This is a genomic window from Flavobacterium muglaense (assembly GCF_014305155.1).
Taxonomy (GTDB): Bacteria; Bacteroidota; Bacteroidia; order Flavobacteriales; family Flavobacteriaceae; genus Flavobacterium; species Flavobacterium muglaense.
This window is the reverse complement of the sequence record NZ_JACRUK010000025.1, coordinates 26,191-50,486: the sequence shown is the minus strand read 5'-3', so window position 1 is coordinate 50,486 and position 24,296 is coordinate 26,191. Positions and strand designations below refer to the sequence as shown.

The following is a 24,296-nucleotide window of genomic DNA, read 5'->3' as shown; positions in this document are numbered from 1 at the left end:
AAAAAGGAGTAGAAATCCATAGATATCTACTCCTTTTTAGGTCTTAATTTATTAGAAACACTTTTTCAGTGCCCTCCTGGAGAGACGGGTGAATTTAGGGGGTATGTAAAAAAAATAATTTAGTGTAGGGATTAATCTAGGTTTTCATCGTCCTCGATGCTGCTCAAAACATCAATCTTTGGTTCGATAAATTCCTGTTTATTTGCCAATGATTTGTTCAAAGTCAAAACTAAACAAGGCAATAACATAAGGTTCGACAACATTCCAAATCCTAATGTGATGGCAACTAGTCCACCTAAGGCAACTGTTCCACCAAAATCTGATAACATAAAGACAGAGAATCCTGCAAATAAAACTACCGAAGTGTAGAACATACTAATTCCTGCTTCTTTGAGTGTGGCAAAAACAGATTTTTTGATTTTCCAATTGTTTCGGGTTAATTCCTGGCGGTATTGCGCCAAGAAGTGGATGGTGTCATCTACCGATAAACCAAATGCAATACTAAATACCAAAATAGTAGACGGTTTTAATGGAATGCCAAAATAACCCATCAATCCTGCCGTAATCATCAAGGGCAGTAAATTAGGGATCAATGAAATGATTACCATTTTAAATGATCGGAACATGAAAACCATTAGCAACGAAATTAAGAATACTGCAAAAAGGAGTGAGCTTACTAAATTGTCTAATAAGTATTTGGTTCCTTTTTCAAAGACCAATGCTTTTCCAGTCATTACTACGTTGTAGCGGTCTTTTGGGAATATTTTGTTGGCTTTGTCCCATAGTTTGGTTTCAATTTTCGCCATGTTTCCCGTACCAATATCCCTCATGAAAGTGGTAATTCTAGCTACTTGCCCTGTGCTATCAACATAACTTTTCATTAAGTTGTTTTTAGTGTTTTTTGTGGCATTTTTAGCGTAACTTAAGATAAAACTTTGTTCTTGAGAAGTAGGTAGTTCGTAATATTCAGGATTGTTGTTATAGTATGCTTGTTTCGAATATTTCACTAGGTTAAGGATCGAAATAGGTTTTGATAACTCAGGAATTTCTTCGATGGTTTTTTGAAAATCGTCCATTTTTCTCAAAGTAGACAATTTCATTACGCCTTTTTTTCTTTTGGTATCAATCGTTATTTCTAGAGGCATGATGCCTTCAAATTCTTTTTCGAAAAATAAAATGTCTTTATAAAAGCCTGTTTTTTGAGGCATATCTTCAATTAAACTACCCGAAGTTTTGATTTTAAACGCTCCAATAGTACTCACTAAAAACAAAAAGATAGCTACAACATACACATAGCGTCTGTTGTATTTTACGGTTTTTTCGATCCAGTTCATAAAAACACGTGTGTAATTGCGGTTTAAATGTTCAAGATGTTTTGGTTTTGGAACAGGTTGGTAGCTGTAATAAATGGGAATTACAATTAGACATAAGAAAAACAAAGCGATGATACTTAGAGACGAAATAATACCAAACTCTTTTAGTAATTCACTATTTGTAATTATAAATGTTGCAAATCCAGCTGCCGTTGTTAAGTTGGTCATTAAAGTAGCAGTTCCTACTTTGGTGATAACACGTTGCAAAGCTTTGGCTTTATTACCGTGAGCACTGTATTCTTGTTGGTATTTGTTAGTCAGGAAGATACAGTTTGGAATTCCTATTACGATGACTAATGACGGAACAATTGCAGTCAAGACCGTGATTTCATAATGGAATAATCCCAATAATCCGAAGGTCCACATTACTCCAATAACTACAATTACAATTGAGATTAATGTGGCTCTTAAGGAACGGAAGAAGAAAAAGAAAATCAACGACGTAATTAATAATGATGCCCCAATAAAAAGGCTAATTTCATCGGTGATGCTTTTTGCATTTAGCGTTCGGATGTAAGGCATTCCAGAAACTCTTAAGTCGATTCCGGTTTCTTTTTCGAAGGCTTCGATTTTCGGAATAAAATCTTTTAAAATATAGTCCTTACGGTGCGGTGTATTTACAATTTTCTTGTCTAAATAAATCGCAGATCGAATGGTTCCATTTTTTTTATTAAAAAGTAACCCTTCGTAAAAAGGCATATTGTGAAATAAATCTTTTTGAATGGATTTTAAATAAGCAGGATCCGTGATTTTATTTTGATCAACAAAAGGAACCAATTCAAAAGATTGAATAGAGTCGTTTTTTTGAAGTTTTTTTAAATCACTAACCGATACGACTAAATCAACCTCTTTGTTCGATTTAAAATCAGCCATTAATTTATCCCAAGCAGCAAATGCTTTTGGGGTAAAAAAAGCATCATCTTTTACACCTACAACGATTAGGTTACCCTCTTCTCCAAATTTGTCTAGAAAGGCGTTGTATTGTGTGTTGATAATATCGTTATCTGGTAGCAGGTTAGCTTCAGTAAATGAAAAGCGAATATTTTTCCATTGCAAAGCCAAAAAAACGGTCAATAAGAGAATTATACCGAGTATAAATAGTCTGTTTTTAAGTACGATTCGTGCGATAAATTCCCAGAAACCTACTTTTAATTTCTTTTTCATAAATGTTTTAAAAATGGGTGCAAAGGTAGTGAAATCCACGCTAAAAGCTTTTTTTTTGGCAAAACATTTTGAAAGGGAGAACAGTCCATTTTAGCAGCTTTTTTTCTTTATCAAAAATTAATTTTGAGCGTGTCAAACGTATAGTAGAATTTTACATCTTTGTGTGATTTTAATAACGAATACGTTTCTGTAAAATGGATTTAAAAAAATACAAAAACAGCTTATTTTATTTAGGAGTAACTGGTGGTTTTTCGGCTTTGATCTATTGGATAATTAAGAGAGGAAAAGAGCTCGAAAAAATCGAGTCTATAGCTGTTTCTACTACAGCACATAATTCATGGGAAGATTTCGTTTTGTCCATGAAACATAATTTTCAAGATCCATTGGCGATCTTGCTGGCTCAAATTGTTACTATTATTCTGGTAGCACGAATATTTGGTTGGGTGTTTAAAAAAATAGGACAACCTACCGTGATTGGCGAAATTATTGCTGGAATTGTTTTAGGGCCATCACTAGTAGGAATGTATTTTCCTGAGTTTTCGGCAGCACTTTTTCCAGTAGAATCGTTGGGTAATTTAAAGTTTTTAAGCCAGATTGGTTTGATTCTTTTCATGTTTGTCATCGGAATGGAGTTGGATATTAAGGTCTTAAAAAACAAAGCGAGTGAAGCGGTCGTTATTAGTCATGCTAGTATTGTGATCCCTTTTGCTTTAGGAATCGGACTTTCTTATTATGTGTATAATAATTTTGCACCTCATGGCGTGGAGTTTTTGTCTTTTAGTCTTTTTATGGGAATTGCAATGAGTATCACGGCTTTTCCTGTTTTGGCGCGTATTGTTCAAGAAAGAGAGATTCATAAAACCAAGTTGGGTGCCATAGTAATTACCTGTGCTGCTGCCGATGATATTACCGCTTGGTGTTTGTTAGCGGTTGTAATTGCGATCGTAAAAGCAGGTGATTTTGTAGGTTCGTTATATGTTATTTCATTAGCGCTATTGTATGTTGGGATAATGATTTTTGTTGTAAAACCATTTTTAAAAAGAATTGGAGATTTATACGGGTCGAAAGATAATATTGGGAAGCCTGTTATCGCAATTTTCTTTTTGTTTTTAATTCTATCATCATACGCTACTGAGGTTATTGGTATCCATGCTCTTTTTGGTGCGTTTATGATGGGAGCTATTATGCCTGATGTTGCTAAGTTCCGAATGATATTTATCGATAAGGTCGAAGATGTATCAGTGATTTTGCTATTGCCATTGTTTTTTGTTTTCACCGGATTAAAAACAGAAGTTGGATTGATCAACGATCCCTATTTATGGAAGGTGACTGGAGCTATTATTCTGGTTGCGGTGGTTGGTAAATTTTTGGGAAGTGCTTTGGCTGCCAAATTTGTGGGGCAAAACTGGAAAGACAGTTTAACAATTGGTGCTTTGATGAATACAAGAGGTTTGATGGAATTGATCGTTTTGAATATTGGTTTAGAATTAAAAGTACTTACTCCGGCTGTTTTTACCATGATGGTGATTATGGCACTTGTTACCACTTTTATGACGGGTCCAGCTTTAGATTTGATAGATTTTCTTTTTAAAAATAAAAATGTTTCAGAAGAAGAGGAGTTAGTCCTTGATAATAAATACCGCATTTTAGTTTCATTTGGAAATAATGAAAAAGGAAAATCACTTTTACGATTGGCCAATAGTTTAATAAAGAAACAAAAATCAAGTTCGGTTATTACGGCTTTGCATCTTACGTTAAGTGACGAGCTGCATTCGTTTAATATGGAAGAGAAAGAGCGTGATAGTTTTGAACCTATTTTTGAAGAGTCAGAACATTTAAATCTAAAAATAGACACTATTTTTAAGGTAACTAATGACATCGAAACGGAGATCGCTGATGTGGCTAATCAAGGCGACTATGATTTGCTTTTAGTTGGGTTAGGAAAGTCTATTTTTGAAGGTACTTTATTGGGTAAAGTGGTTGGTTTTACAACCCGAATTATAAATCCAGATCGTCTTATTGATAAGTTTACTGGAAAAGAAGGCTTGTTTGAAAATTCTCCTTTTGACGAAAGAACAAGACAGATTGTTACCAAAACCAAGATGCCATTAGGGATTTTGATAGACAAAGAATTTCAAGATATTGACCACGTATTTGTGCCCATTTTCAGATCGGAAGATTCTTTTTTAATTGATTATGCTCAAAAGTTAATCAATAATAACAATTCTAAAATCACAATTTTGGACGTTAATAATCACGTCAAAAATAATTTTGTTTTAGAAAGTGCAGTTGATTCTTTAGAACAAAAACATCCAAATAATTTAAAAGTATTGACGGAGAAAACGGTAGATCTTGTTTTTTTAGAGCAACAAGATTTAATGCTAATTAGCCTCGAAAGCTGGAAAATACTTATTGATTCAGACAGTGATTGGCTAATTGGTGTTCCTTCGGTTTTGATTATTAAACCATAAATCTAAAGGCCTAAATTCAATACAAAGCTTAGTTTTATAGCAATATTATCTTCAAATTTTGGTAATTGATTGGGGCCATATCGGTAAAATGCGGTAAGCCCTAATCCATTGTAGATTTGGTTAAGTTCGATTCCAGATTCTAAATAGCCTTTGTCTAATGTTTTGTATTCTAGACCAATGTGTTGTTCGGGTTTTTTCATATTACCCCATGCCATTCGAGAAACCAGGACTAATGAAGGTTTTACTTTGTCAAATAAGCGAACTCTTTTAAAGCCGTGTTTGAACTGAAAATACACAAATTCAGTAGAGAAAAACTCATTAAAATACATGGTCTCAAAACTTTTTTTACCTGCAAATGTGATGCGTTGCACAACAGTTTCCTTGGTAATATTGTTTGGTGCAGTGTTGTATAAATGGGTTAACGGCACATCTCCTATGGCTAATCCCGCTTCAAGCAATAGGCTAGTTTTTTGACCGTTTAAGTATTTTTTTTCATACTCTGTTTTAAAATCAAACTTGCTGTATTCAAAGTCATTATTCGTTATTTTGGGCAAAGTTTGGGTGTATTGGAAGGCGAATTTTGGGAATCGTTTTTCAATTTCAATACGTCCCGTAGGTGTTTGCATATAATCACTAAACGGACTCCATTTTAAGGAAACTTTGGCCGTTGTCATGGTGTAATTAGTATATAAATTGCCGTTTACATTGAAGCTATAATTGAATTTAGGTTCCACCACCGTGTGTGCGAGCTCCCATATGCTTTCGGTTTTAGGGACTAATTGCGTTTCTAAAAAAGTGCTCCAACTTACATAGTTGTAAAAGGTACTAATGTTAATCGGTCTAGGATCGTAAATTTTAAAGGGTCTTTTTTCGATAGCGTAGGAGGTGCTGGCAATCTCTTTTACATCATCAGTGTACGCTGCGCCTATCCACGAGTTAGAGGTTTTGTCTACTCGAGTAGATAATCCTAGATTGTATTTAAAGGTACCGTCCTTAGTTCCATAAGCAGAGTAGCCTTCTATTTTAAAGCTTTTAGAAAATCGATCATTAGTTACGCCTCCAAACCCCAACCTAAATCCTTCGTAGTTGTTGTAGCTAAATATTTTGCGCAGATCCATGTCAAAAAACGAAAGTGGTAGATAACCATTAATTATTTTTCGACCAAAACGCAGCCTGCTTTCAATTCTTTTTTTAATAACAATACTGTCTAAGGCAAGATATGTTTTTTGGCTACGGCTGTCTAGGCTGTCTTTTCTAAAGGTTTCCCAAAAACGCTCCGGCCTATGAATGGCCTTTTCGTCTATTTCAACCGCTATGAACGGCTTTTTTATGATTAGAGGATTGTTGTATTTAAGGTCAAAATTGGTTGTATTAGAAAGAAGATACGAGTAATCAGTAACTGTTTTCTTTCTTGTTTTGAAGTCCGGTGCATCATCACCATCAAATTGAATGGTTCCTCCTAATATTTTAATGTCGTCATCGTTTTTTCCTTTCACAATTTTAAAAGTCTTTTGGATGGGGAACCAGATGTTTTCTTCGGGTAGGAATTGAAATTCGTGTATCCCACTAATATCTAGAATGCCTTTGATGCGCATAATCGCTTTGGATATGGCAAAGGTTAATTGATCAATGTATAAAACCCCTTCGAGACCGGCGGCCTTGCTTTTCTTTTTGTTTTTAAAGTAAATCATATAAGACTGGCGGCCTTTTACAGCTACTGTATCTAATATAGTAAAATTATAATCTTTGAAGGCATCATATGCAATCGGGCTATTGTATTTGGTTTCAAAGAGTTCGTAGCTGTCGTCGTAAATAGAAAAGGATTGCAAGTTGAAACCAAGCACTTCATAGATGGGTTGTTTAAAGCCAGCCATTTTAGTTCCTAATATAATTTCTTTCAAGGCTTTGTTGCTGTACTGTACTTGAGATACTTTTTCGGTTTGAAAAAGATGTTGTTTATTAATTAATTCTTTGAATTTGTAATTTGACGAATCAATTTTCACGAATTCACGGTCAGCGTTACTAACAAACACCGAATCTACGCGCTCTGAAATGGAGTCAGGGTTGGCTGTTACGACTAGTTTGTTGTACGATTTAAATTCAAAACTGCTTAACTTTTCTTGCGGATTGTTGTGGTGTTTATTTGCAATTACTTGTCTAATTATGGCCAATGCTGGATTTTCATGGCCTACAACAACTTCGTTGAGGTTGTTTTCCTTTTGCAGCAGCGAAACAATAGTGTATGAATTATTTTGTGAGATTAAAATGCTATTGCTTTGGTATCCAATATAGGAGATGAATAACTGGCTAAATGCTTTTTTTGTTTTAATATTAAATTTTCCATCTACATCAGATACAAATTGTAGTCCGTCATCAGTGGTAAGTGTTGCAAATGGTAGTGCTTTGTTAGAACTACCGTCTTTTACAATTCCGTTTACTTGAAATTGTGCCTGAAGTGTAAGTGTAAAAAAGAAAAAAAGAAAACATATTTGCTTCATGAAAACGGTTTATTTTGAAAACGGATATAATCCTTTTTTATTAGAGCAAAAGTAGTAATAAAAAATCCGTCATGCTCCTTTGAAACATGACGGACTTAATTTTTTAATTTTTTCGAAAGTTTATACCTTCATAATTTCGGCTTCTTTTACAACTAGAAGTTCGTCAATTTTTTTAATAAAAGTATTGGTGATATTTTGTACTTCGTCTTCGGCGCTTTTACACATATCCTCAGATGTTCCGTCTTTCTCTAATTTTTTAATATCAGTATTAGCATCTTTACGAGCGTTACGAATACCTATTTTTGCATCTTCGGCCTCTACTTTGGCTTGTTTTGCAAGGTCGCGACGTCTGTCTTCCGTCAATGGTGGTACGCTTATGATAATTAAATCACCATTGTTCATTGGGTTAAACCCAATGTTTGCGATCATAATTGCTTTTTCAATAACTTGCAACATGTTTTTTTCAAAAGGCTGCAATGTAATGGTACGAGCATCAGGTACACTTATTTTTGAAACTTGTGATAAGGGTGTTGCTGATCCGTAATAATCTACAAAAACACTTCCTAACATGGCAGGAGATGCTTTACCAGCACGAATATTTAAAAATTCTTTTTCTAAATGCGCAATAGAACCAGTCATTGATTCCTTTGTACTATCTAATATAAAATCTATTTCTTCAGTCATAACTTTTTATTTATGGGTCAGTTTTTAGTGATCAGTTATTATTGTAAACTGGGCACTGCATACTGCTAACTATATATTTACTTCGGTTCCAATGTTTTCTCCGGCACAAATTTTCTCTAAATTCCCTACTTTGTTCATGTCAAAAATGACAATAGGTAACTTGTTTTCTTGACTTAATGTGAATGCGGTAGAGTCCATTACGTTTAATCCTTTTTTGATAACATCTTCAAATGAAATTGTTTCATATTTCACAGCCGAGCTGTTTTTTTCTGGATCAGAATCATAAACTCCATCAACACGCGTTCCTTTCAAGATCACATCGGCATTAATTTCAACACCACGAAGTACTGCGGCAGTATCAGTGGTAAAGTACGGGTTTCCTGTTCCTGCACCAAAAATCACGATACGTCCTTTTTCAAGGTGGCGTACGGCTCTTCTTTTAATATATGGTTCAGCAATAGCTTCGATTTTCAATGCCGTTTGCAAGCGCGTTAGCATTCCTTTGTCTTCAAGTGCACCTTGCAATGCCATTCCGTTGATGATAGTAGCAAGCATTCCCATATAGTCACCTTGCACTCTGTCCATCCCGTTACTAGCACCTGCAACACCTCTAAAAATGTTTCCACCACCAATAACAATAGCAATTTCCACTCCTTTGTCGTGAATCTTTTTGATTTCTTCGGCATATTCAGCTAATCTCACAGGATCAATTCCGTATTGTCTATCTCCCATTAATGCTTCGCCACTTAATTTCAGAAGAATTCTTTTGTATTTCATGTCTTTATAGAGTTGTTTGGTGCAAATATAGTGATATTCTTTTTTTTTGAAATAGGGAGACTTAAATTTTATAAATTAAGTTTCTCATAGGATTCCTTGGCTGCTTCATATCCAATATTGAAAATGGCGTCCATTTTGGTTTTATTTGTTTCGAAAGTGCTATAGTTGCTTAGTTTTTTTGGCTCGATTACCCAATCGCAAATATTGAATTTATGGGTATTAGAGTCGGCCGAAAGTATATCGAAGGCTCTAGTTGTTACTGCTCGTATTGAATTTAAGTCGGCAGCTTCTATGTTTTGGATAGGGCTCACATAGATACCTATTATAGTGTCGCACTGCCCTTGCAGTATGTCAGTGGGAAAATGGTTTAATATACCGCCGTCACTATAGGGTTTTCCATCAATTTCAAATGGAGAAATAATTCCTGGAAATGCCGATGAGGCGAGAATGGCATCGATTATTTTAGTTTCTTGTTCAAAAATACGGAGTCTGCCTTTGACCATATCCGTAGCTGTAATTTGCATCGGAATTTTCAAATCGGCTAGGATGGCATCTTTAAAGATGGAATAAAAATGCATCTTAAAGGATTCTGAATCAATGATTCCGGCTTTTTTAAAAGTGATATGACGCCAATGAAAAATATAGATCGATTTGAAAAGTTCTAAGATTTCTCGTGGTGTTTTCCCCCAGGAGTAGAGTGCTCCCACAATAGAGCCAGAGCTAGTACCGGCTATTCGAGTAGGTTGGATATTTTGTTCTTCTAAAAACTGTATCGCCCCTGCATGTGCTAAACCTTTTGCACCGCCGCCAGAGAGTACTAAGCCAATCGATTTTGATTTTAAGTCCATTATTCCGTTTTCTTGGAGATAAAATTACACTTTTTTAGTTATTCAAATATGATATTTATCGTCTTTGTAATAGGAAATTTATAGTAACTTTACTTAAAAAGTACTTTATTATGAAAATTTCAATAGCAAAAGCTTTATTCAATAGTCATTCTTACCTAGAATACAGAAAATTAGCATCGGATTTGTTACAGGACGAGAAATCAACAGGACCTGTGCAATCAGAGGAGTTAACACATTATAGTAGTTTAAATGATACTAGAATGAAGCGTTTGGATAAAACAATAAAGGTTTCGGATGCCATTGTCCAAAAATTAAAAGGGCTAGAAGAAAACTATATTTGGTTAGTGATTTCTGAGGGTTGGTGCGGTGATGCGGCTCAATTACTACCTGTTTTTAATAAAATGGCCTTAGCATCGGAGGGGAAAATAGATATGAAAATAGTTTTGAGAGATGAAAACGAAGAATTAATGAATTTATTTTTAACGAATAAAGGAAAGGCTATTCCTAAATTAATTGTGATCAACAAAGAATTAGGTATGGCACTTGGACATTGGGGGCCAAGACCAAAAGGGGCATCTGATTTAATTACCGATTATAAAAAAGAACATGGGAGTATAGACGAAGAGGCTAAGGCTAATTTGCAATTGTGGTATTTGCATGATAAAGGCGAAAGCTCTCAGCTTGAAATTTTAGATATGATGCTGGATTTAGATGCAGTTAAAAACTAATCAAAGCAATTCCTAGACTCACACTTCCGGTTTCTGGTTGGTTATTGATAGGTAGTCCAAAGCTGCTTATTTCGACAAAAATCAATAGGTCATCGGAAGTTTGAAGTCCTAAGCTTACTTTCTTGTACGTTCCCATTAAGTTCCCTCGTCCTAGCGCTATGGCTTTTCCAAGACCTAGTTGAAGCGTTATTCTTGTCTCTTCTCCAACTTTTGGACTTAATCTTAAATTACCGTAAACGGGAGCGATAACTAATTTGTCGGTCCATTTCCATTCTAGTCCACTGTGTACTCCTAGTCCAATCCATTTTTTATAATGTAGGCCATATCCTAGCTTTGCGCTAATTCCATCCGGAATGAACCAGCTACCTTTTTCATGGGTGTAGTTATTTACTTGATCTCGATCTGGATTTCCTTTTAAGGGAACTGTAATTTCAAACTGCGTATAGGTTTTCTTTGTTTGTGCAATAGCTGTTGTGATGCCAATGAAAAAGAGTAGAGTGGTGAAGTATCGTTTCAAAATAACGGTTTTAAGCTTTTAATAGTAGTGCTAATTTTTTTTAAAAAACATGTGGCCAGTCTTTTACAATGGCAGGATTTAATAAGAGTGCTAAGAAGCTGCTTTTCAAAAGTAAACTATTTTTTTACTGTAAATTCAGATCTATAAAAGAAATAGTACAAAACTTTAAAAGTTATTATAAAGTATTGTTAATAAGAAAGTTGTGTGTTTTTTGTGTGGCTAATTATTACTATATTAGACAGTGCTAACCAAATCTATTATTTTTGATCTACTTTTCTTGAGGTGTTTAAACCATTGTATAACAATCAAAAAAACATTATTATGAGAAAGTTATTTGAAAAGTTTTATGATTTTTTATCTAATTTATTATTTGGGGGTCAAAATATTCCTCATTATTGAATTAAGGGCGCTATTCCCGTGAGCAAAAAAAAAAAAAAAGCATAAAATAACGGAAATTTATTTTAGTTAAAAAACACATGTCAAAATCAATTGAATTTTGGGATGTGTTTTTTTTTAGTATATGAAGTTTATGAATCTAAGCTTTCTTCGAATAAAACAACATCTGTAGCGTCTATTACATTATACTCACCAATTTTAGTACGTCGCAAAGCAGTTAGGTGAGATCCTGACTGCATAGCGCGGCCAAAATCAAATGCTAAGGAACGAATGTAGGTTCCCTTGCTGCAAACTACTCTGAAATCAATTTCAGGAAGTGTGATTCGGGTAATTTCAAACTCGTGAATGGTTGTTTTTCTGCTAGCAATTTCTACAGTTTCTCCAGCGCGAGCATGCTCGTATAAACGCACACCGTCTTTTTTAATAGCCGAAAAAATAGGTGGTTTCTGGTCAATTTCGCCTAGAAATTGCTTTACTGTTTCGTGAATTAATGCTGTGTCAATATGATCAGTTGGGAAAGTGGCGTCGACTTCGGTTTCTAGATCATAGGATGGAGTAGTGGCTCCTATAAAAAAAGTTCCTGTATATTCTTTGGCTTGACCTTGAAGTTCCGAAATTCTCTTGGTGAATTTTCCGGTACATACCAGTAAAAGTCCTGTGGCTAGCGGGTCTAAAGTTCCTGCATGTCCTATTTTAAATTTTTTTGGAAGTCCTTTTTTATTAATTAAGGCATACTTTAATTTGTTAACCGCCTGAAAAGAACTCCATTCTAAGGGTTTGTCAATTAGTAATATTTGTCCGTCTAAGTAGTCTTCTACAGTCATTAAATAATAGTCAAAGGGTGTATGAAATAGTGGATGATTAGTAAAATAAGTCCAGCTGCAATTCGGTAGTAACCAAATAGTTTAAATCCTTTTTTACTCAAAAATCCGATGAAGCTTTTTATTGCTAATAAAGCCACGATAAAAGCAATGACGTTACCAATTATCAATAAGTTAATTTGGTCGTGATTCAGTACAAAACCATCTTTATAGTAGTCGTAACATTTTTTAGCGGTTGCTCCTAACATAGTAGGGACGGCAAGAAAAAACGAAAATTCGGCTGCTGATGTACGTGCTAGTTTTTGAGACATACCACCTACAATACTGGCACCTGAGCGTGAAACACCTGGAACCATTGCTAAACATTGAAACATTCCTATTTTGAAAGCTTGCAGGTAGGTAATTTTTGTTTCTTCAGAATTGTTGAACCAGTCGTCTACTTTTAAAAGGATAATTCCTCCTACTAAAAGCGAGATAGCAACCGTAAGCGGGCTCTCTAGTAAGGCATCTATTTTATCACTTAAAAGCAACCCTAAAACTACTGCTGGGATAAAGGCTACTAATAATTTGAAGTAAAAATCAAATGTTTGAAAGAAACGCTTGAAATACAATACTACCACAGAAAGGATTGCTCCCAGCTGAATGACAATAGTGAAAAGTTTAGTAAAATCATCGTGCGCAATTCCAAAAAAAGATGAAGCGATAATCATGTGTCCTGTAGAAGAAACAGGAAGGAACTCTGTTATTCCTTCAATAATTGCTAGAATAATAGCTTGTAATGTATTCATTTATGCTTTTTTTGGATTTTTTAAAATGGCATAAACAGTTACTCCAAAACCTATTAAAACAGTGGTTGGTGCTAGTCTAATTCTTCTAAAACTAAAAATTTCTTCGTTAAAAACAGTTGGGTCTTCACTACCTCCCCCTGACATCAATAGAAATCCTAGGGCGATTAACCCAATTCCAATCAAAAGGATTTTGTAATTTATAGTGTCAAAGAGGAAATCCTGTTTTTGGTTGTTATCTTTCATGCTGTTTTATTTAAATGCTGAAGTTAAAAAGAGAGTGTGCTTGCTTGTAGGGCAAGAGATTCAAAGCAATCTTTTATTAATAAAGGTCGTCTGTTCTTAAATTTAAGAAACGTTGCGTTGCAAAATGCGTGCTTAACCAGGTGATCAAAATCCCTATTCCTAGTACAGTTAGTAAAACAAGAGCAATAAGTCCTTTGTTTTCTAGTATGCCTAAATCTGGAAAGCTAGTTTCAACATAAACTAGAACACCAATCAAGGATAAGATGGCTAGTGCAGCTCCTATCATTCCTAGTTTAATACTACGCATCACAAATGGTTTTCTAATAAATGATTTAGTTGCACCCACCATTTGCATCGTTTTAATGATAAAACGATTAGAATGGATAGAAAGTCGTAGGGAGCTGTTGATCAATAAAACCGCGATAAAAGTCAAGAAACCGCTTATTATTAAGATCCACATACTCACTTTTTTAATATTGTCGTTCACTAGATTTACTAATTGTTTGTCATAAACAATATCATCAATCATAGGGTTGGTACGTAATTTAGCTTCGATTTTAGAAATGCTATCTTTCTCTACATAGTCCGCTTTTAAGTGAATGTCGTAGGAGTTTTGTAATGGATTCTCACCTAGGAACGTCATGAAATCTTCTCCTATAATATCGGTATGTTGCTTAGCAGCTTGCTCTTTGGTTACATAAACTGTGGTTCTTGCGTAAGGCGCAGTTTTTAATTCTTTTCCAAAAGATTTTAGAATAGTATCATTAGCTTCGTTTTTGAAAAATACCGTCATGGCAATTTTTTCTTTAAAATCATTCGCTAGTTTTTGTGAATTGATAATGAATAATCCTAAAATTCCCAATAGAAATAAAACCAAGAATACACTTAGTACTACTGAAAAATAAGACGAAATTAATCTGCGTTTTTGAAATTTATCAAATGAAGAACTCATAGTTTACTTTAATTATGCGGTAAAAATAATAAAGAATTTCTTTATATGAAGTTAATAACGTCCAAAGTTTCAATTTTCGTACAATAAACGTAAATTTGCAACTTTATAATTCAGGAGTGAAAGTCTAAGAAACTTTGTCACTTTGTAACTTTGTCACCTAAATGAAATACAATCCGAACGAAATAGAAGCCAAATGGCAAAAATATTGGGCAGAAAATCAAACTTTTGCCGCATCAAATAATTCTGAAAAACCAAAGCATTATGTGCTGGACATGTTTCCTTATCCATCTGGAGCAGGATTGCATGTGGGGCATCCGCTGGGTTACATCGCTTCAGATGTGTATTCTCGCTACAAAAGACACCAAGGTTTCAATGTTTTACACCCAATGGGTTATGATAGTTTTGGTTTGCCAGCAGAACAATATGCTATTCAAACAGGGCAACGTCCGGAGGATACTACAAGTGTAAATATTGATGGAGGTGTAGATAAAGAGGGGAATAAAATTGCGGGTTACCGCAAACAATTAGATAAAATAGGTTTTTCATTTGATTGGAATAGAGAAGTACGTACTTCAAACCCTGATTATTACAAGCATACACAATGGATTTTTATCCAATTATTCAATTCTTGGTACAATAAAAACAGCGATAAAGCCGAAGACATTTCGACTTTAGTTGCCCTATTCGAAAAAGAAGGAAATGCAACCATCAATGCGGTTTGTGATGATGAAATTATAGCTTTCTCGGCAGCTGAATGGAACGCTTACGCAAAAGAGTCTCGAGAGAAAATTTTGTTGCAATATAGATTGACCTATTTAGCAGAAACAGAAGTAAACTGGTGTCCTGGATTAGGAACTGTTTTGGCTAATGACGAAATCGTCAACGGTGTTTCGGAACGTGGTGGTTTTACAGTTGTACGTAAAAAAATGACACAATGGAGCATGCGTATTTCTGCTTATGCCGAACGTTTGTTACAAGGATTAAACGAGATTGACTGGAGTGAAAGCATCAAAGAAAGCCAAAGAAACTGGATTGGAAAATCAATAGGAGCAATGGTTAGTTTTAAAGTCGAAAGTCAAAAGTCGAAAGTCGAAAGTGAGCAACGATATATAGATGTTTTTACTACACGCCCTGATACCATCTTCGGGGTAACTTTTATGACATTGGCGCCAGAGCATCCTTTGGTTCAACAAATAACAACTCCAGAATATGCAGCTCAAGTAAACGAATATATACTAGCATCGTCTAAACGTTCTGAAAGAGAACGTATGGCCGATGTGAAAACCATCTCAGGAGTTTTTACTGGTGCGTATGCTGAGCATCCGTTTACTAAGGAAGCAATTCCGGTTTGGATAGGTGATTATGTACTTGCAGGATACGGAACAGGTGCTGTAATGGCGGTTCCTTGTGGTGATGAGCGTGATTATGCTTTTGCCAATTTCTTTAAAGGACAAGACGGAATGCTAGCTATCAAAAATATTTTTGATAAAGATATTTCAGAGGCGGCTTTTGGATCTAAAGATGGTTTTCAATTAGTGGATTCGGATTTCTTAACGGGATTAGGATATAAAGAAGGAACTAAAAAAGCAATTGAAGCTTTAGAAAAATTAAATCAAGGTTTCGGAAAAATCAATTACCGTTTGCGCGATGCTGTTTTTTCGCGTCAGCGTTATTGGGGAGAGCCTTTTCCAGTTTATTATGTAAATGACTTGCCGCAAATGATCGATGCGCAACATTTACCAATCATTTTACCCGAAGTAGAAAAGTATTTACCTACCGAAGACGGTTTGCCTCCATTAGGAAATGCAGCGGTTTGGGCTTGGGATACAACAGCAAATAAAGTAGTTAATACGGATTTAGTCGATAACAAAACAATATTTCCATTGGAGTTGAACACCATGCCAGGTTGGGCAGGTTCTTCTTGGTACTGGATGCGTTATATGGATGCGAATAATGAAGGGGAATTTGCCTCGGCGGAAGCCTTGAAATATTGGGAATCTGTCGATTTATACATTGGTGGTAGCGAGCACGCAACGGGTCATTTATTGTATTCTCGTTTTTGGAATAAATTTTTAAAAGACAAAGGTTTTGCACCAACCGAAGAGCCATTCAAAAAACTGATCAATCAAGGAATGATCTTGGGGACAAGTGCGTTTGTTTATAGAATAACTCCTTTTTTCTTTATTGAAAGTTTAAATATTAGATTATTAGAAACAACATTGAAAATCCCTTCGTTTTTAATAACTTCAAAATATAAGGATGTAAATGATTTTAGAAATGTTATTGATGAAAGAGTTATTGCGAAAAGCTTTGAACAAGTTAAAGTTTATTTAATTCAAGAATATCCTGATTTGAAGGATAAAATTGAAAGTTTACAAAAAGAGGATTTTACACTGTTTAATATTTCAATTACTCCAATCCACGCAGATGTTTCGATGGTTAATTCTTCAGATGAATTAGATATCGAAAGATTCAAAAACTGGAGAGAAGATTACAAAGATGCCGAATTCCTATTAGATGAAAACGGAAAATACATTGTAGGTCGCGAAGTAGAGAAAATGTCTAAATCGAAATACAATGTGGTTACTCCAGATGATATTTGTAATGAGTATGGAGCAGATACGTTGCGTTTGTATGAAATGTTCTTAGGACCATTAGAGCAAGCAAAGCCTTGGAATACAGCGGGTATTTCGGGAGTATTTGGGTTCTTGAAAAAATTATGTCGTTTGTATTTTGATGAACACAACATGATTGTGACTGATGAAGCGCCTACAAAAGATAACTTAAAGACATTACACAAAACCATCAAGAAAGTAGCCGATGATATTGAGAATTTCTCTTTCAATACCTCGGTGTCCCAATTTATGATTTGTGTAAATGAATTATCGACTCAAGGCTGTCATTCCCGTGCTATTTTAGAGCCACTGGCTATCGTGATTTCGCCTTATTCGCCACATATTGCTGAGGAATTATGGTCGTTGTTAGGGAATACAGGTTCTATTGCAACGGTTCCTTTTCCGGTATTCGAACCCAAACATTTAATAGAATCTGAAAAAGAATATCCCGTTTCTTTCAACGGAAAAATGCGTTTCACAATCACTTTGCCTTTGGATTTAACCAAAGGACAAATTGAAGAAATCGTTATGAAAGACGAAAGAACAATCAAACAATTAGAAGGGAAAACACCAAATAAGGTGATTATCGTTCCAGGGAAAATAATTAATTTGGTTGGGTAAAACCACGTTGTAGAGACGCACTGCAGTGCGTCTCTATCCTGCAGTGCGTCTCTATCGTGTCGTGCGTTTCTACAGTGCGTCTCTACATAATATATAAAAAAATCCAAATTTCACATTTTGTGAAATTTGGATTTTTTGTTTTATTTAACGGATGCCAAATTGACATTTTTGGATTTTGGTTCAGAATTTGCTATTTCATTTGTAACTTTATAAAAAAAAAACAAAGATATGGGAATGGGTTATTTAATTCTTGCTGGAGCGATCATGCTTTTTAGCTGGTTAGTAAGTTCAAGACTAAAAAGTAAATTTGAAGAATATTCTAAATTGCATTTGCAAAACGGAATGTCGGGAGCTGAGATTGCCGAAAAAATGCTAGCCGATAATGGAATTCGTGATGTACGCGTGATTTCTACTCCGGGTAGATTGACGGATCATTACAATCCTATGGATAAAACGGTGAATTTGAGTGAGGCGGTATATAATCAACGTAATGCGGCTGCGGCTGCAGTAGCGGCTCACGAATGTGGTCATGCTGTGCAACATGCGGTAGGGTATCAATGGTTGACCATGCGCTCTAAGTTGGTGCCGTTTGTTAATGTGGCTTCAAAGTATATGCAATGGGTTTTACTAGGGGGGATTTTGTTAATCAATACTTTTCCGGCTTTATTGTTGGGTGGAATTGTACTTTTTGCAGCAACTACTATATTCTCAATTGTGACTTTACCGGTAGAATATGATGCTAGTAATCGTGCGCTCGCTTGGTTAGAAAATAAGAGAATGTTAACACAGCAAGAGCAAGCAGGTGCAAAGGATGCTTTGAAATGGGCAGCTAGAACGTACGTGGTTGCAGCCTTAGGGTCTATTGCGACTTTGTTGTATTATATTTCCATTTACATGGGAGCTGGTAGCCGAAGAGACTAAAGCAAAATTCATTTTAAATACAAAATCCCAAATTTCAATTTTTATCAATTGCGATTTGGGATTTTTATTTGCGGTTATTTAAAGCTGAATCTGTCGATCGATTTGTTGGTCAAGGGAGATAAAGGTTTCTGTTCTAGAAACGCCTTCAATGGCTTGGATTTTGGTATTTAATAATTGCATTAAATGTTCATTGTCTCTACAAATCATTTTAATTAATATAGACCAGTTTCCGGTAGTATAATGGCACTCTAGTACTTCGGGGATTTTTTTTAAATCCTTAACGGCTTCGGGGTTACGTGCGGCTTTGTCGAGATAGATCCCTACAAAGGCCATGGTATTATAGCCTAGTACTTTATGGCTAACGGTGAATTTAGAACCGGATATCACGCCCGATTGTTCTAGTTTTCGCAATCGTTGGTGAATAGCTGCGCCAGAGATTCCTATTTTGTTAGCAATTTGTAGGATAGGCTTGCGGGCATCTTCCATCAAATCTCTAAGAATTTCTTTGTCGATACCGTCTATTTCTACTTGAAGTGAATTGATTTTCATTTTGTTTAACTTTAGAACCAAAAAATCAATTTCAGTTATAATTATCAATCAAAATTAAATAAAAAAGATCAATATTTCTATGTTGATACTTTTTTGTTTGGGTTGTAAAACAAAAAAAAGCCGCAAATTGCGACTTTTTCATGGTATATGTAATTTTTTATTTTCCTTTATTAGCTTCTACAATGTATTTTTCTAAAGCCATTGTCATCGAAGGTGTATCAGGAGTAGGTGCAAGAATATCGATTCTTAAACCGTGATCCAGAGCTTCTTTTTGAGTAGTGCTACCAAAAACAGCAATTCTCGTGTTGTTTTGCTCAAATCCAGGAAAGTTTTTGTATAATGATTTAATTCCAGTTGGACTGAAAAAAGCCAAAACATCATAATAAACATCAGCAAGATCAGATAAGTCACTCATTACTGTTTTGTAAAAAACAGCTGCCGTCCAGTCTACTTTTAGGTTATTTAAAGTATTAGGTGCATCTGCATTTAATTGATCAGAGGCAGGTAGTAAGAACTTTTCGTCTTTGTATTTTTTTATCAAAGGAGACAAATCAGCGAAATCCTTAGGTCCTACATAGATTTTACGTTTTCTGTATACTACGTATTTCTGTAGGTAAAATGCAACAGCTTCTGATTGACAGAAGTATTTCAATCCTTCAGGAACTTTGAAACGCATTTCATCAGCTACTCTAAAGAAATGATCTACAGCATTTCGGCTAGTTAAAATTATTGCAGTATAATGGTTAAGATCGATTTTTTGAAGACGAATCTCTTTGGCATTAACACCTTCTATATGGATAAAAGGTCTGAAATCAATTTTAACTTTATGCTTTTGTTGTAGCTCAAAGTAAGGAGAGTTCTCTACTTTAGGCTCAGGTTGTGACACCAAAATTGTTTTCACTTTCATATATTAACATTTTCTAAGTACCCACTTTTATGAACCAGAAATACATAAAAAAATAAGGTGCTATTTCGAGAGTGCAAAGATATAAAATAAAATAAAACAACTTGCCGAATATTAGTTTTTGATAATTCTTTATTGATATCAAATAAACTAAAATGTTTATTACCAGTAAAATAGAGATTAAAATCACTAAAAAATTTACCGAAATTGTGTCGTAATAAAATAGAATTACATTGATTGGGAGTATAATTAGTCCTATGTATGTTCTATAAGTAACTTTTTGGAGGTTCAATTGTTCGGCTAATTCTTCAATATTAAAAGCGGTAGCAATGATTTTTTCGACTAAAAATTTAGATAGGATAAAGAAGATTAAAAAGGTAATGATTTGAATGTACAACAACCAATCAGTCTTGGAGGCATAACCAAAAACATGAAGGGATAATTGAATAAAAAAGGCAATTGAAATTACCTGAACAACAAATAATGAAACAGTGAATGCACTATTTAAATTACTATTGTCTCTGTATATTTTAGTGTACTTGTCTGAAAATAGTAAATTAACAAAATCCCCAAATCGATTTTCATTAACAGATTTAGTGACGGCTATAATAGCTAAAGCCAAAATAAACAGAGCGGTGGCCCAGTCTTTGTTTTCGGTTATTCTTGGATGAAGTAGGTGTTCAATCATAGTGCGACAAAATTACTAATTTTTTCAATCATTCTTTTTATTATAATTTTATTATGAATCAAATCGCATAAAAAGTTTACTTTTGCGCTGAAATTACTAGACTTATGAACGATTGTGTTGTTATAATCCCTACCTATAACGAAATTGAAAATATTGAAAGCATTATTAGATCGGTGCTTTCTCAACATAAGCCGTTCCATATTCTTATTGTAGACGATAATTCTCCTGATCATACGGCAGATAAGGTTGTTATGCTGCAAAAAGAGTTTGAAGGTCGGTTATTTTTGGAAAACAGAAAAAAGAAATCAGGTTTAGGTACGGCCTATGTTCATGGTTTTAAATGGGCTTTAGAGCGAAAATATGATTTTATTTTCGAAATGGATGCCGATTTTTCTCATAACCCCAATGATTTAGAAAAATTGTACAATGCGTGTCATTTTGGAAATGCCGATCTAGCAATTGGTTCCCGTTATGTAACGGGTGTAAATGTGGTAAACTGGCCATTGAACCGGGTTTTGATGTCTTATTTTGCCTCTGTTTATGTGCGTATCATTACCGGAATGAAAATCCATGATGCTACTGCTGGTTTTGTATGTTATAAAAGAGAAGTACTAGAAGAAATTAAAATAAATAAGATTAAATTTGTTGGGTATGCCTTTCAAATTGAAATGAAATATCGTACTTTTTGTAAAAAATTCAATATTGTCGAAGTGCCAATTATTTTTACAGATCGTACCAAAGGAGAGTCCAAAATGAGTAATTCGATTATTGTCGAAGCGGTGTTTGGAGTGATTGCACTGAGATTGAAAAAATTAGTAAATAGTTTATAATAAAAAAACAATGAATAAGATTTTAATTAAGAATGCCAAAATAGTAAACGAAGGGGTGATTTTTGAAGGCGATGTTTTAATTGAGAATGACTTAATTGTTGAGATTTCAGAGAGTATAAGCGCGAAGTCATCTGATTATGTCATAATCGACGCCGAAGGAAATTATTTAATGCCCGGAGCAATTGATGATCAAGTGCATTTTAGAGAGCCAGGACTGACTCATAAGGGTGATATCGAATCAGAATCTAGAGCTGCTGTTGCAGGAGGGATTACCTCTTTCATTGAGCAACCTAACACGGTGCCCAATGCAGTTACTCAAGAAATATTAGAGGAAAAATACCAAATTGCTGCCGAAAAATCATATGCTAATTATTCGTTTATGATGGGTGCAACCAATGATAACTTAGAGGAAGTTTTAAAAACAAACCCTAAGAATGTTGCTGGTATAAAAATATTTTTGGGTTCATCAACAGGAAATATGTTGGTTGACAACGAGGCAACACTAGAAAAGATTTTTTCAAGTACGCCTATGTTGATTGCAGTGCATTGCGAAGATGAAGGAACGATCAAACGAAATTTAGAAAAATACAAAGAAGAGTATGGTGAGGATATACCTGTGACGGCACATCACCTTATTCGTTCGGAGGAAGCTTGTTATATTTCATCGTCTAAGGCTGTTGCTTTAGCTAAGAAAACAGGTGCTAGATTGCATATATTTCACCTTTCTACGGCTAAGGAAATGGAATTGTTTACCAATAAAATACCATTGGAACAAAAGAAAATTACTGCCGAAGTTTGTGTGCATCATTTATGGTTTACAAATGATGATTATGAAACCAAAGGGAATTTGATCAAATGGAATCCTGCTGTGAAAACGGCCAATGATAGAAAAGTACTTTGGGAAGCATTACTAGATGATAGAATTGATGTTATTGCTACAGATCATGCTCCTCATACATTAGAAGAAAAACAACAATCGTATTTAAACGCTCCTTCTGGTGGGCCTTTAGTGCAGCATGCTGTTGTAGCTATGTTTGAAGCTTTTCACCAAGGAAAAATAAGCGTAGAGAAAATTGTAGAGAAAATGTGCCATAATCCGGCGAAGATTTTCAAAATTGAGAAACGTGGTTTTATAAAAGAAGGTTACTATGCCGATTTAGTTATCGTAAATGCAGGTTTGCCTTGGAGTGTTAAAAAAGAAAATATTTTGGCTAAATGTGGATGGTCTCCATTTATGGGATTCACGTTTAAGTCAAGAGTAACCCATACTATTGTAAACGGGAAACTTGTTTATGCTGCTTTTAAAGTCAAAGAAATTAAAGCAGGAAAAAGATTGTTGTTTGATCGTTAATACAAGACTGATGAAAAAAGTAGTATCATTTTTATGGATTGTAGTGCTGTTTGCGAGTTGTAAAGACGAAGTGATAACTAAGCCAGTAGGGCTAATCGAAAAAGGCAAAATGATGAATGTGATGTATGATGTAGCGGTTTTGGAAGCTATTAAATATCAGAATCCTTCGTCGTTGACTGCTAATAAAATTAATACTACTGAGTACATTTATACAAAATACAAAATTGATAGTTTGCAGTATGCCCAAAGTAATGTGTATTATGCCGCAAATTACAAGGAGTACAAAGAGATGTATGATGAGGTGGGTAAACGCATCGACAAGCAAAAAACAGTTGTAGACTCGATTATCAAACTAGAGAAGAAGAAAACAAAGATAGATTCTATTAAGGCTGCCAAAAAGCCAATTCTAAAAATAGAAGATTCTATTGGTCCTAATCATCGGGAGTTGTTGCCTGGAAAAGAGGGTAGCCGGAACGCTTTACCGATGAAGAAAGCTAATTAATTAATTAATGAAACGGTAGAGTTGAGGTATTCTTTTATGTCTGTAAAAGAATAGTTCAACTCTTTTTTTATTTTGTCATTCGAATATGTATTGGTAGAGTATGAAGCTTTTGCGGTGGCTTTAGTTATTTTTCTTTTTTGTCGAAAGACCAACGAGAATAACCAATCAGCTTGCCAAGCTAGATTCATAAAAACGGGACTTGCATGAATGGTAGGTCTTTTTACGTGAAGTGCATCCGAAGCGATATTCAAGAAATCTTGAAAAACCATATTAGTGGCAATCAAAGTAAAACGCTTGTTTTTAATGTCGCTTTGCATTAAAGTGATCATGATTTTTACCACATCGGTGACCGCTATAAATCCAGTAATTCCCTTAGTGTAAAAAGGCAGTCCGTTTTTGATTTTTTTCAATAGCAAACCACTACCTTGATCAAGGAATCCAGGTCCTAAAATAACGCCTGGGTTAACAATGATTACACCTAACCCTTCTTGTAGGCCTCTCCAAATTTCCATTTCGGCACCATACTTAGAAATGGCGTAATCGCTATGCGGTTTCTCGGGATTCCATTCGGTTTTTTCGGTTATAATAGATTCGTTTTCATTCAAATCTCCTAAAGCGGATATCGAACTAACATAGCATAGTTTTTTGATTTTATGCTCAAGGCAAAAGTTAACAACATTTGCGGTTCCTTCAATATTTGTTTTTCGCAATAGGTTTTCGTCTTTTGGATCAAATGAAATTGTGGCGGCGCAGTGGTACACTTGTTCAATTCCTGTAAAAGCTACTTCCAGCGAAGGCACATCAACAATATCTCCTTTTACCCATTCGATACTGTCAAATAAATTGGTTTTATGATACTTATCGAATAAAGATTTTGTTTTTTGAATGCTGTTTAAATCACGATAGAGCGCACGTATTTTTTCGCCATTGAGCGGCTTTGATTCGGTTAAATCAAGCAATAAATGAGCGCCTACTAATCCTGTTCCTCCTGTTACTAATACCATTTTGTAAAGATAATTAGATTGTTTGATTTTTAGACCGATTGATTTTCTAAT

Annotated in this window: 21 protein-coding genes; 7 read left to right on the top strand and 14 right to left on the bottom strand. The window is 34.8% G+C overall.

The annotated features are described in order from the left end of the window. Positions 1-131: 131 nt before the first annotated feature. Positions 132-2,537 carry an efflux RND transporter permease subunit gene (locus H8R24_RS11075; RefSeq protein WP_187019013.1) on the bottom strand — a complete coding sequence of 802 codons (2,406 nt, stop codon included), beginning with the start codon at positions 2,535-2,537 and terminating at the stop codon, positions 132-134. 194 nt (positions 2,538-2,731) lie between these two features. On the opposite strand from H8R24_RS11075, the gene H8R24_RS11070 reads away from it, so the two are divergent. Then, positions 2,732-5,008, top strand: coding sequence for a cation:proton antiporter domain-containing protein (locus H8R24_RS11070; RefSeq protein ID WP_187019014.1), 2,277 nt, complete (start codon positions 2,732-2,734; stop codon positions 5,006-5,008). A gap of 2 nt (positions 5,009-5,010) precedes the next feature. Here H8R24_RS11070 and H8R24_RS11065 read toward each other — a convergent pair whose 3' ends face one another. The 4 genes from H8R24_RS11065 to H8R24_RS11050 all read right to left on the bottom strand — a co-directional run bounded on the left by H8R24_RS11065 (position 5,011) and on the right by H8R24_RS11050 (position 9,815). After that, positions 5,011-7,506, bottom strand: coding sequence for a DUF5686 family protein (locus H8R24_RS11065; RefSeq protein ID WP_187019017.1), 2,496 nt, complete (start codon positions 7,504-7,506; stop codon positions 5,011-5,013). A 120-nt stretch (positions 7,507-7,626) separates the two neighbouring features. After that, complete coding sequence (frr, locus tag H8R24_RS11060; RefSeq protein WP_187019019.1) at positions 7,627-8,190, bottom strand: ribosome recycling factor; 564 nt, start codon at positions 8,188-8,190, stop codon at positions 7,627-7,629. A 69-nt stretch (positions 8,191-8,259) separates the two neighbouring features. Next, on the bottom strand, positions 8,260-8,967 hold the full coding sequence (gene pyrH, locus H8R24_RS11055) for a UMP kinase (protein WP_187019022.1): 708 nt from the start codon (positions 8,965-8,967) through the stop codon (positions 8,260-8,262). A gap of 68 nt (positions 8,968-9,035) precedes the next feature. Beyond that, positions 9,036-9,815: a patatin-like phospholipase family protein gene (locus H8R24_RS11050; RefSeq protein ID WP_187019024.1), complete on the bottom strand. Its 780-nt coding sequence runs from the start codon at positions 9,813-9,815 to the stop codon at positions 9,036-9,038. A gap of 110 nt (positions 9,816-9,925) precedes the next feature. Between H8R24_RS11050 and H8R24_RS11045 the strand changes: the two genes are divergently transcribed. Further along, positions 9,926-10,543, top strand: a complete 618-nt coding sequence (locus H8R24_RS11045) for a thioredoxin family protein (protein ID WP_187019026.1) — start codon at positions 9,926-9,928, stop codon at positions 10,541-10,543. On the opposite strand, the gene H8R24_RS11040 is transcribed toward H8R24_RS11045, so the two are convergent. The 5 genes from H8R24_RS11040 to H8R24_RS11020 form a co-directional block, all read right to left on the bottom strand. Beyond that, positions 10,533-11,060: a hypothetical protein gene (locus tag H8R24_RS11040; RefSeq protein ID WP_222617396.1), complete on the bottom strand. Its 528-nt coding sequence runs from the start codon at positions 11,058-11,060 to the stop codon at positions 10,533-10,535. The genes H8R24_RS11045 and H8R24_RS11040 overlap by 11 nt on opposite strands. A 527-nt stretch (positions 11,061-11,587) precedes the next feature. Next, positions 11,588-12,280, bottom strand: a complete 693-nt coding sequence (gene truB / locus H8R24_RS11035) for a tRNA pseudouridine(55) synthase TruB (RefSeq protein WP_187019029.1) — start codon at positions 12,278-12,280, stop codon at positions 11,588-11,590. Continuing rightward, on the bottom strand, positions 12,280-13,065 hold the full coding sequence (locus tag H8R24_RS11030) for an undecaprenyl-diphosphate phosphatase (protein WP_187019031.1): 786 nt from the start codon (positions 13,063-13,065) through the stop codon (positions 12,280-12,282). Before H8R24_RS11030 ends, truB begins: the two co-directional genes overlap by 1 nt. Next, positions 13,066-13,308: a DUF3098 domain-containing protein gene (locus H8R24_RS11025; protein WP_187019033.1), complete on the bottom strand. Its 243-nt coding sequence runs from the start codon at positions 13,306-13,308 to the stop codon at positions 13,066-13,068. A gap of 76 nt (positions 13,309-13,384) precedes the next feature. Continuing rightward, positions 13,385-14,260 carry a cell division protein FtsX gene (locus H8R24_RS11020; protein WP_187019036.1) on the bottom strand — a complete coding sequence of 292 codons (876 nt, stop codon included), beginning with the start codon at positions 14,258-14,260 and terminating at the stop codon, positions 13,385-13,387. Positions 14,261-14,421: 161 nt separating this feature from the next. Between H8R24_RS11020 and H8R24_RS11015 the strand changes: the two genes are divergently transcribed. Together H8R24_RS11015 and H8R24_RS11010 are read left to right on the top strand one after the other, a co-directional pair. Then, positions 14,422-17,496 (top strand): class I tRNA ligase family protein, encoded by a 3,075-nt coding sequence (locus H8R24_RS11015; protein ID WP_187019038.1) that lies wholly within the window; start codon positions 14,422-14,424, stop codon positions 17,494-17,496. A gap of 228 nt (positions 17,497-17,724) precedes the next feature. Next, the gene (locus H8R24_RS11010; RefSeq protein WP_187019040.1) at positions 17,725-18,417 is read left to right on the top strand and encodes a zinc metallopeptidase; all 693 of its coding nucleotides are present in this window, start codon (positions 17,725-17,727) and stop codon (positions 18,415-18,417) included. Between the two features lie 78 nt (positions 18,418-18,495). On the opposite strand, the gene H8R24_RS11005 is transcribed toward H8R24_RS11010, so the two are convergent. The 3 genes from H8R24_RS11005 to H8R24_RS10995 form a co-directional block, all read right to left on the bottom strand. After that, positions 18,496-18,966 carry an Lrp/AsnC family transcriptional regulator gene (locus H8R24_RS11005; RefSeq protein ID WP_187019043.1) on the bottom strand — a complete coding sequence of 157 codons (471 nt, stop codon included), beginning with the start codon at positions 18,964-18,966 and terminating at the stop codon, positions 18,496-18,498. Positions 18,967-19,123: 157 nt separating this feature from the next. Next, positions 19,124-19,873, bottom strand: coding sequence for a uroporphyrinogen-III synthase (locus H8R24_RS11000; RefSeq protein WP_187019045.1), 750 nt, complete (start codon positions 19,871-19,873; stop codon positions 19,124-19,126). Between the two features lie 13 nt (positions 19,874-19,886). Beyond that, complete coding sequence (locus H8R24_RS10995) at positions 19,887-20,558, bottom strand: DUF4271 domain-containing protein (protein WP_187019047.1); 672 nt, start codon at positions 20,556-20,558, stop codon at positions 19,887-19,889. Between the two features lie 104 nt (positions 20,559-20,662). On the opposite strand from H8R24_RS10995, the gene H8R24_RS10990 reads away from it, so the two are divergent. From H8R24_RS10990 to H8R24_RS10980, 3 genes are read left to right on the top strand one after another with little or no spacing between them, the layout of a single operon-like run. After that, positions 20,663-21,388 (top strand): polyprenol monophosphomannose synthase, encoded by a 726-nt coding sequence (locus tag H8R24_RS10990; RefSeq protein WP_187019049.1) that lies wholly within the window; start codon positions 20,663-20,665, stop codon positions 21,386-21,388. 10 nt (positions 21,389-21,398) lie between these two features. Next, positions 21,399-22,739, top strand: coding sequence for a dihydroorotase (locus H8R24_RS10985; protein ID WP_187019051.1), 1,341 nt, complete (start codon positions 21,399-21,401; stop codon positions 22,737-22,739). 10 nt (positions 22,740-22,749) lie between these two features. Further along, complete coding sequence (locus H8R24_RS10980; protein ID WP_187019054.1) at positions 22,750-23,241, top strand: DUF4296 domain-containing protein; 492 nt, start codon at positions 22,750-22,752, stop codon at positions 23,239-23,241. On the opposite strand, the gene H8R24_RS10975 is transcribed toward H8R24_RS10980, so the two are convergent. After that, entirely contained in the window at positions 23,238-24,245 is a 1,008-nt protein-coding gene (locus H8R24_RS10975) for an NAD-dependent epimerase/dehydratase family protein (RefSeq protein WP_187019056.1), read from the bottom strand. The two genes, H8R24_RS10980 and H8R24_RS10975, sit on opposite strands and share 4 nt — an antisense overlap. Between the last annotated feature and the right edge of the window lie 51 nt (positions 24,246-24,296).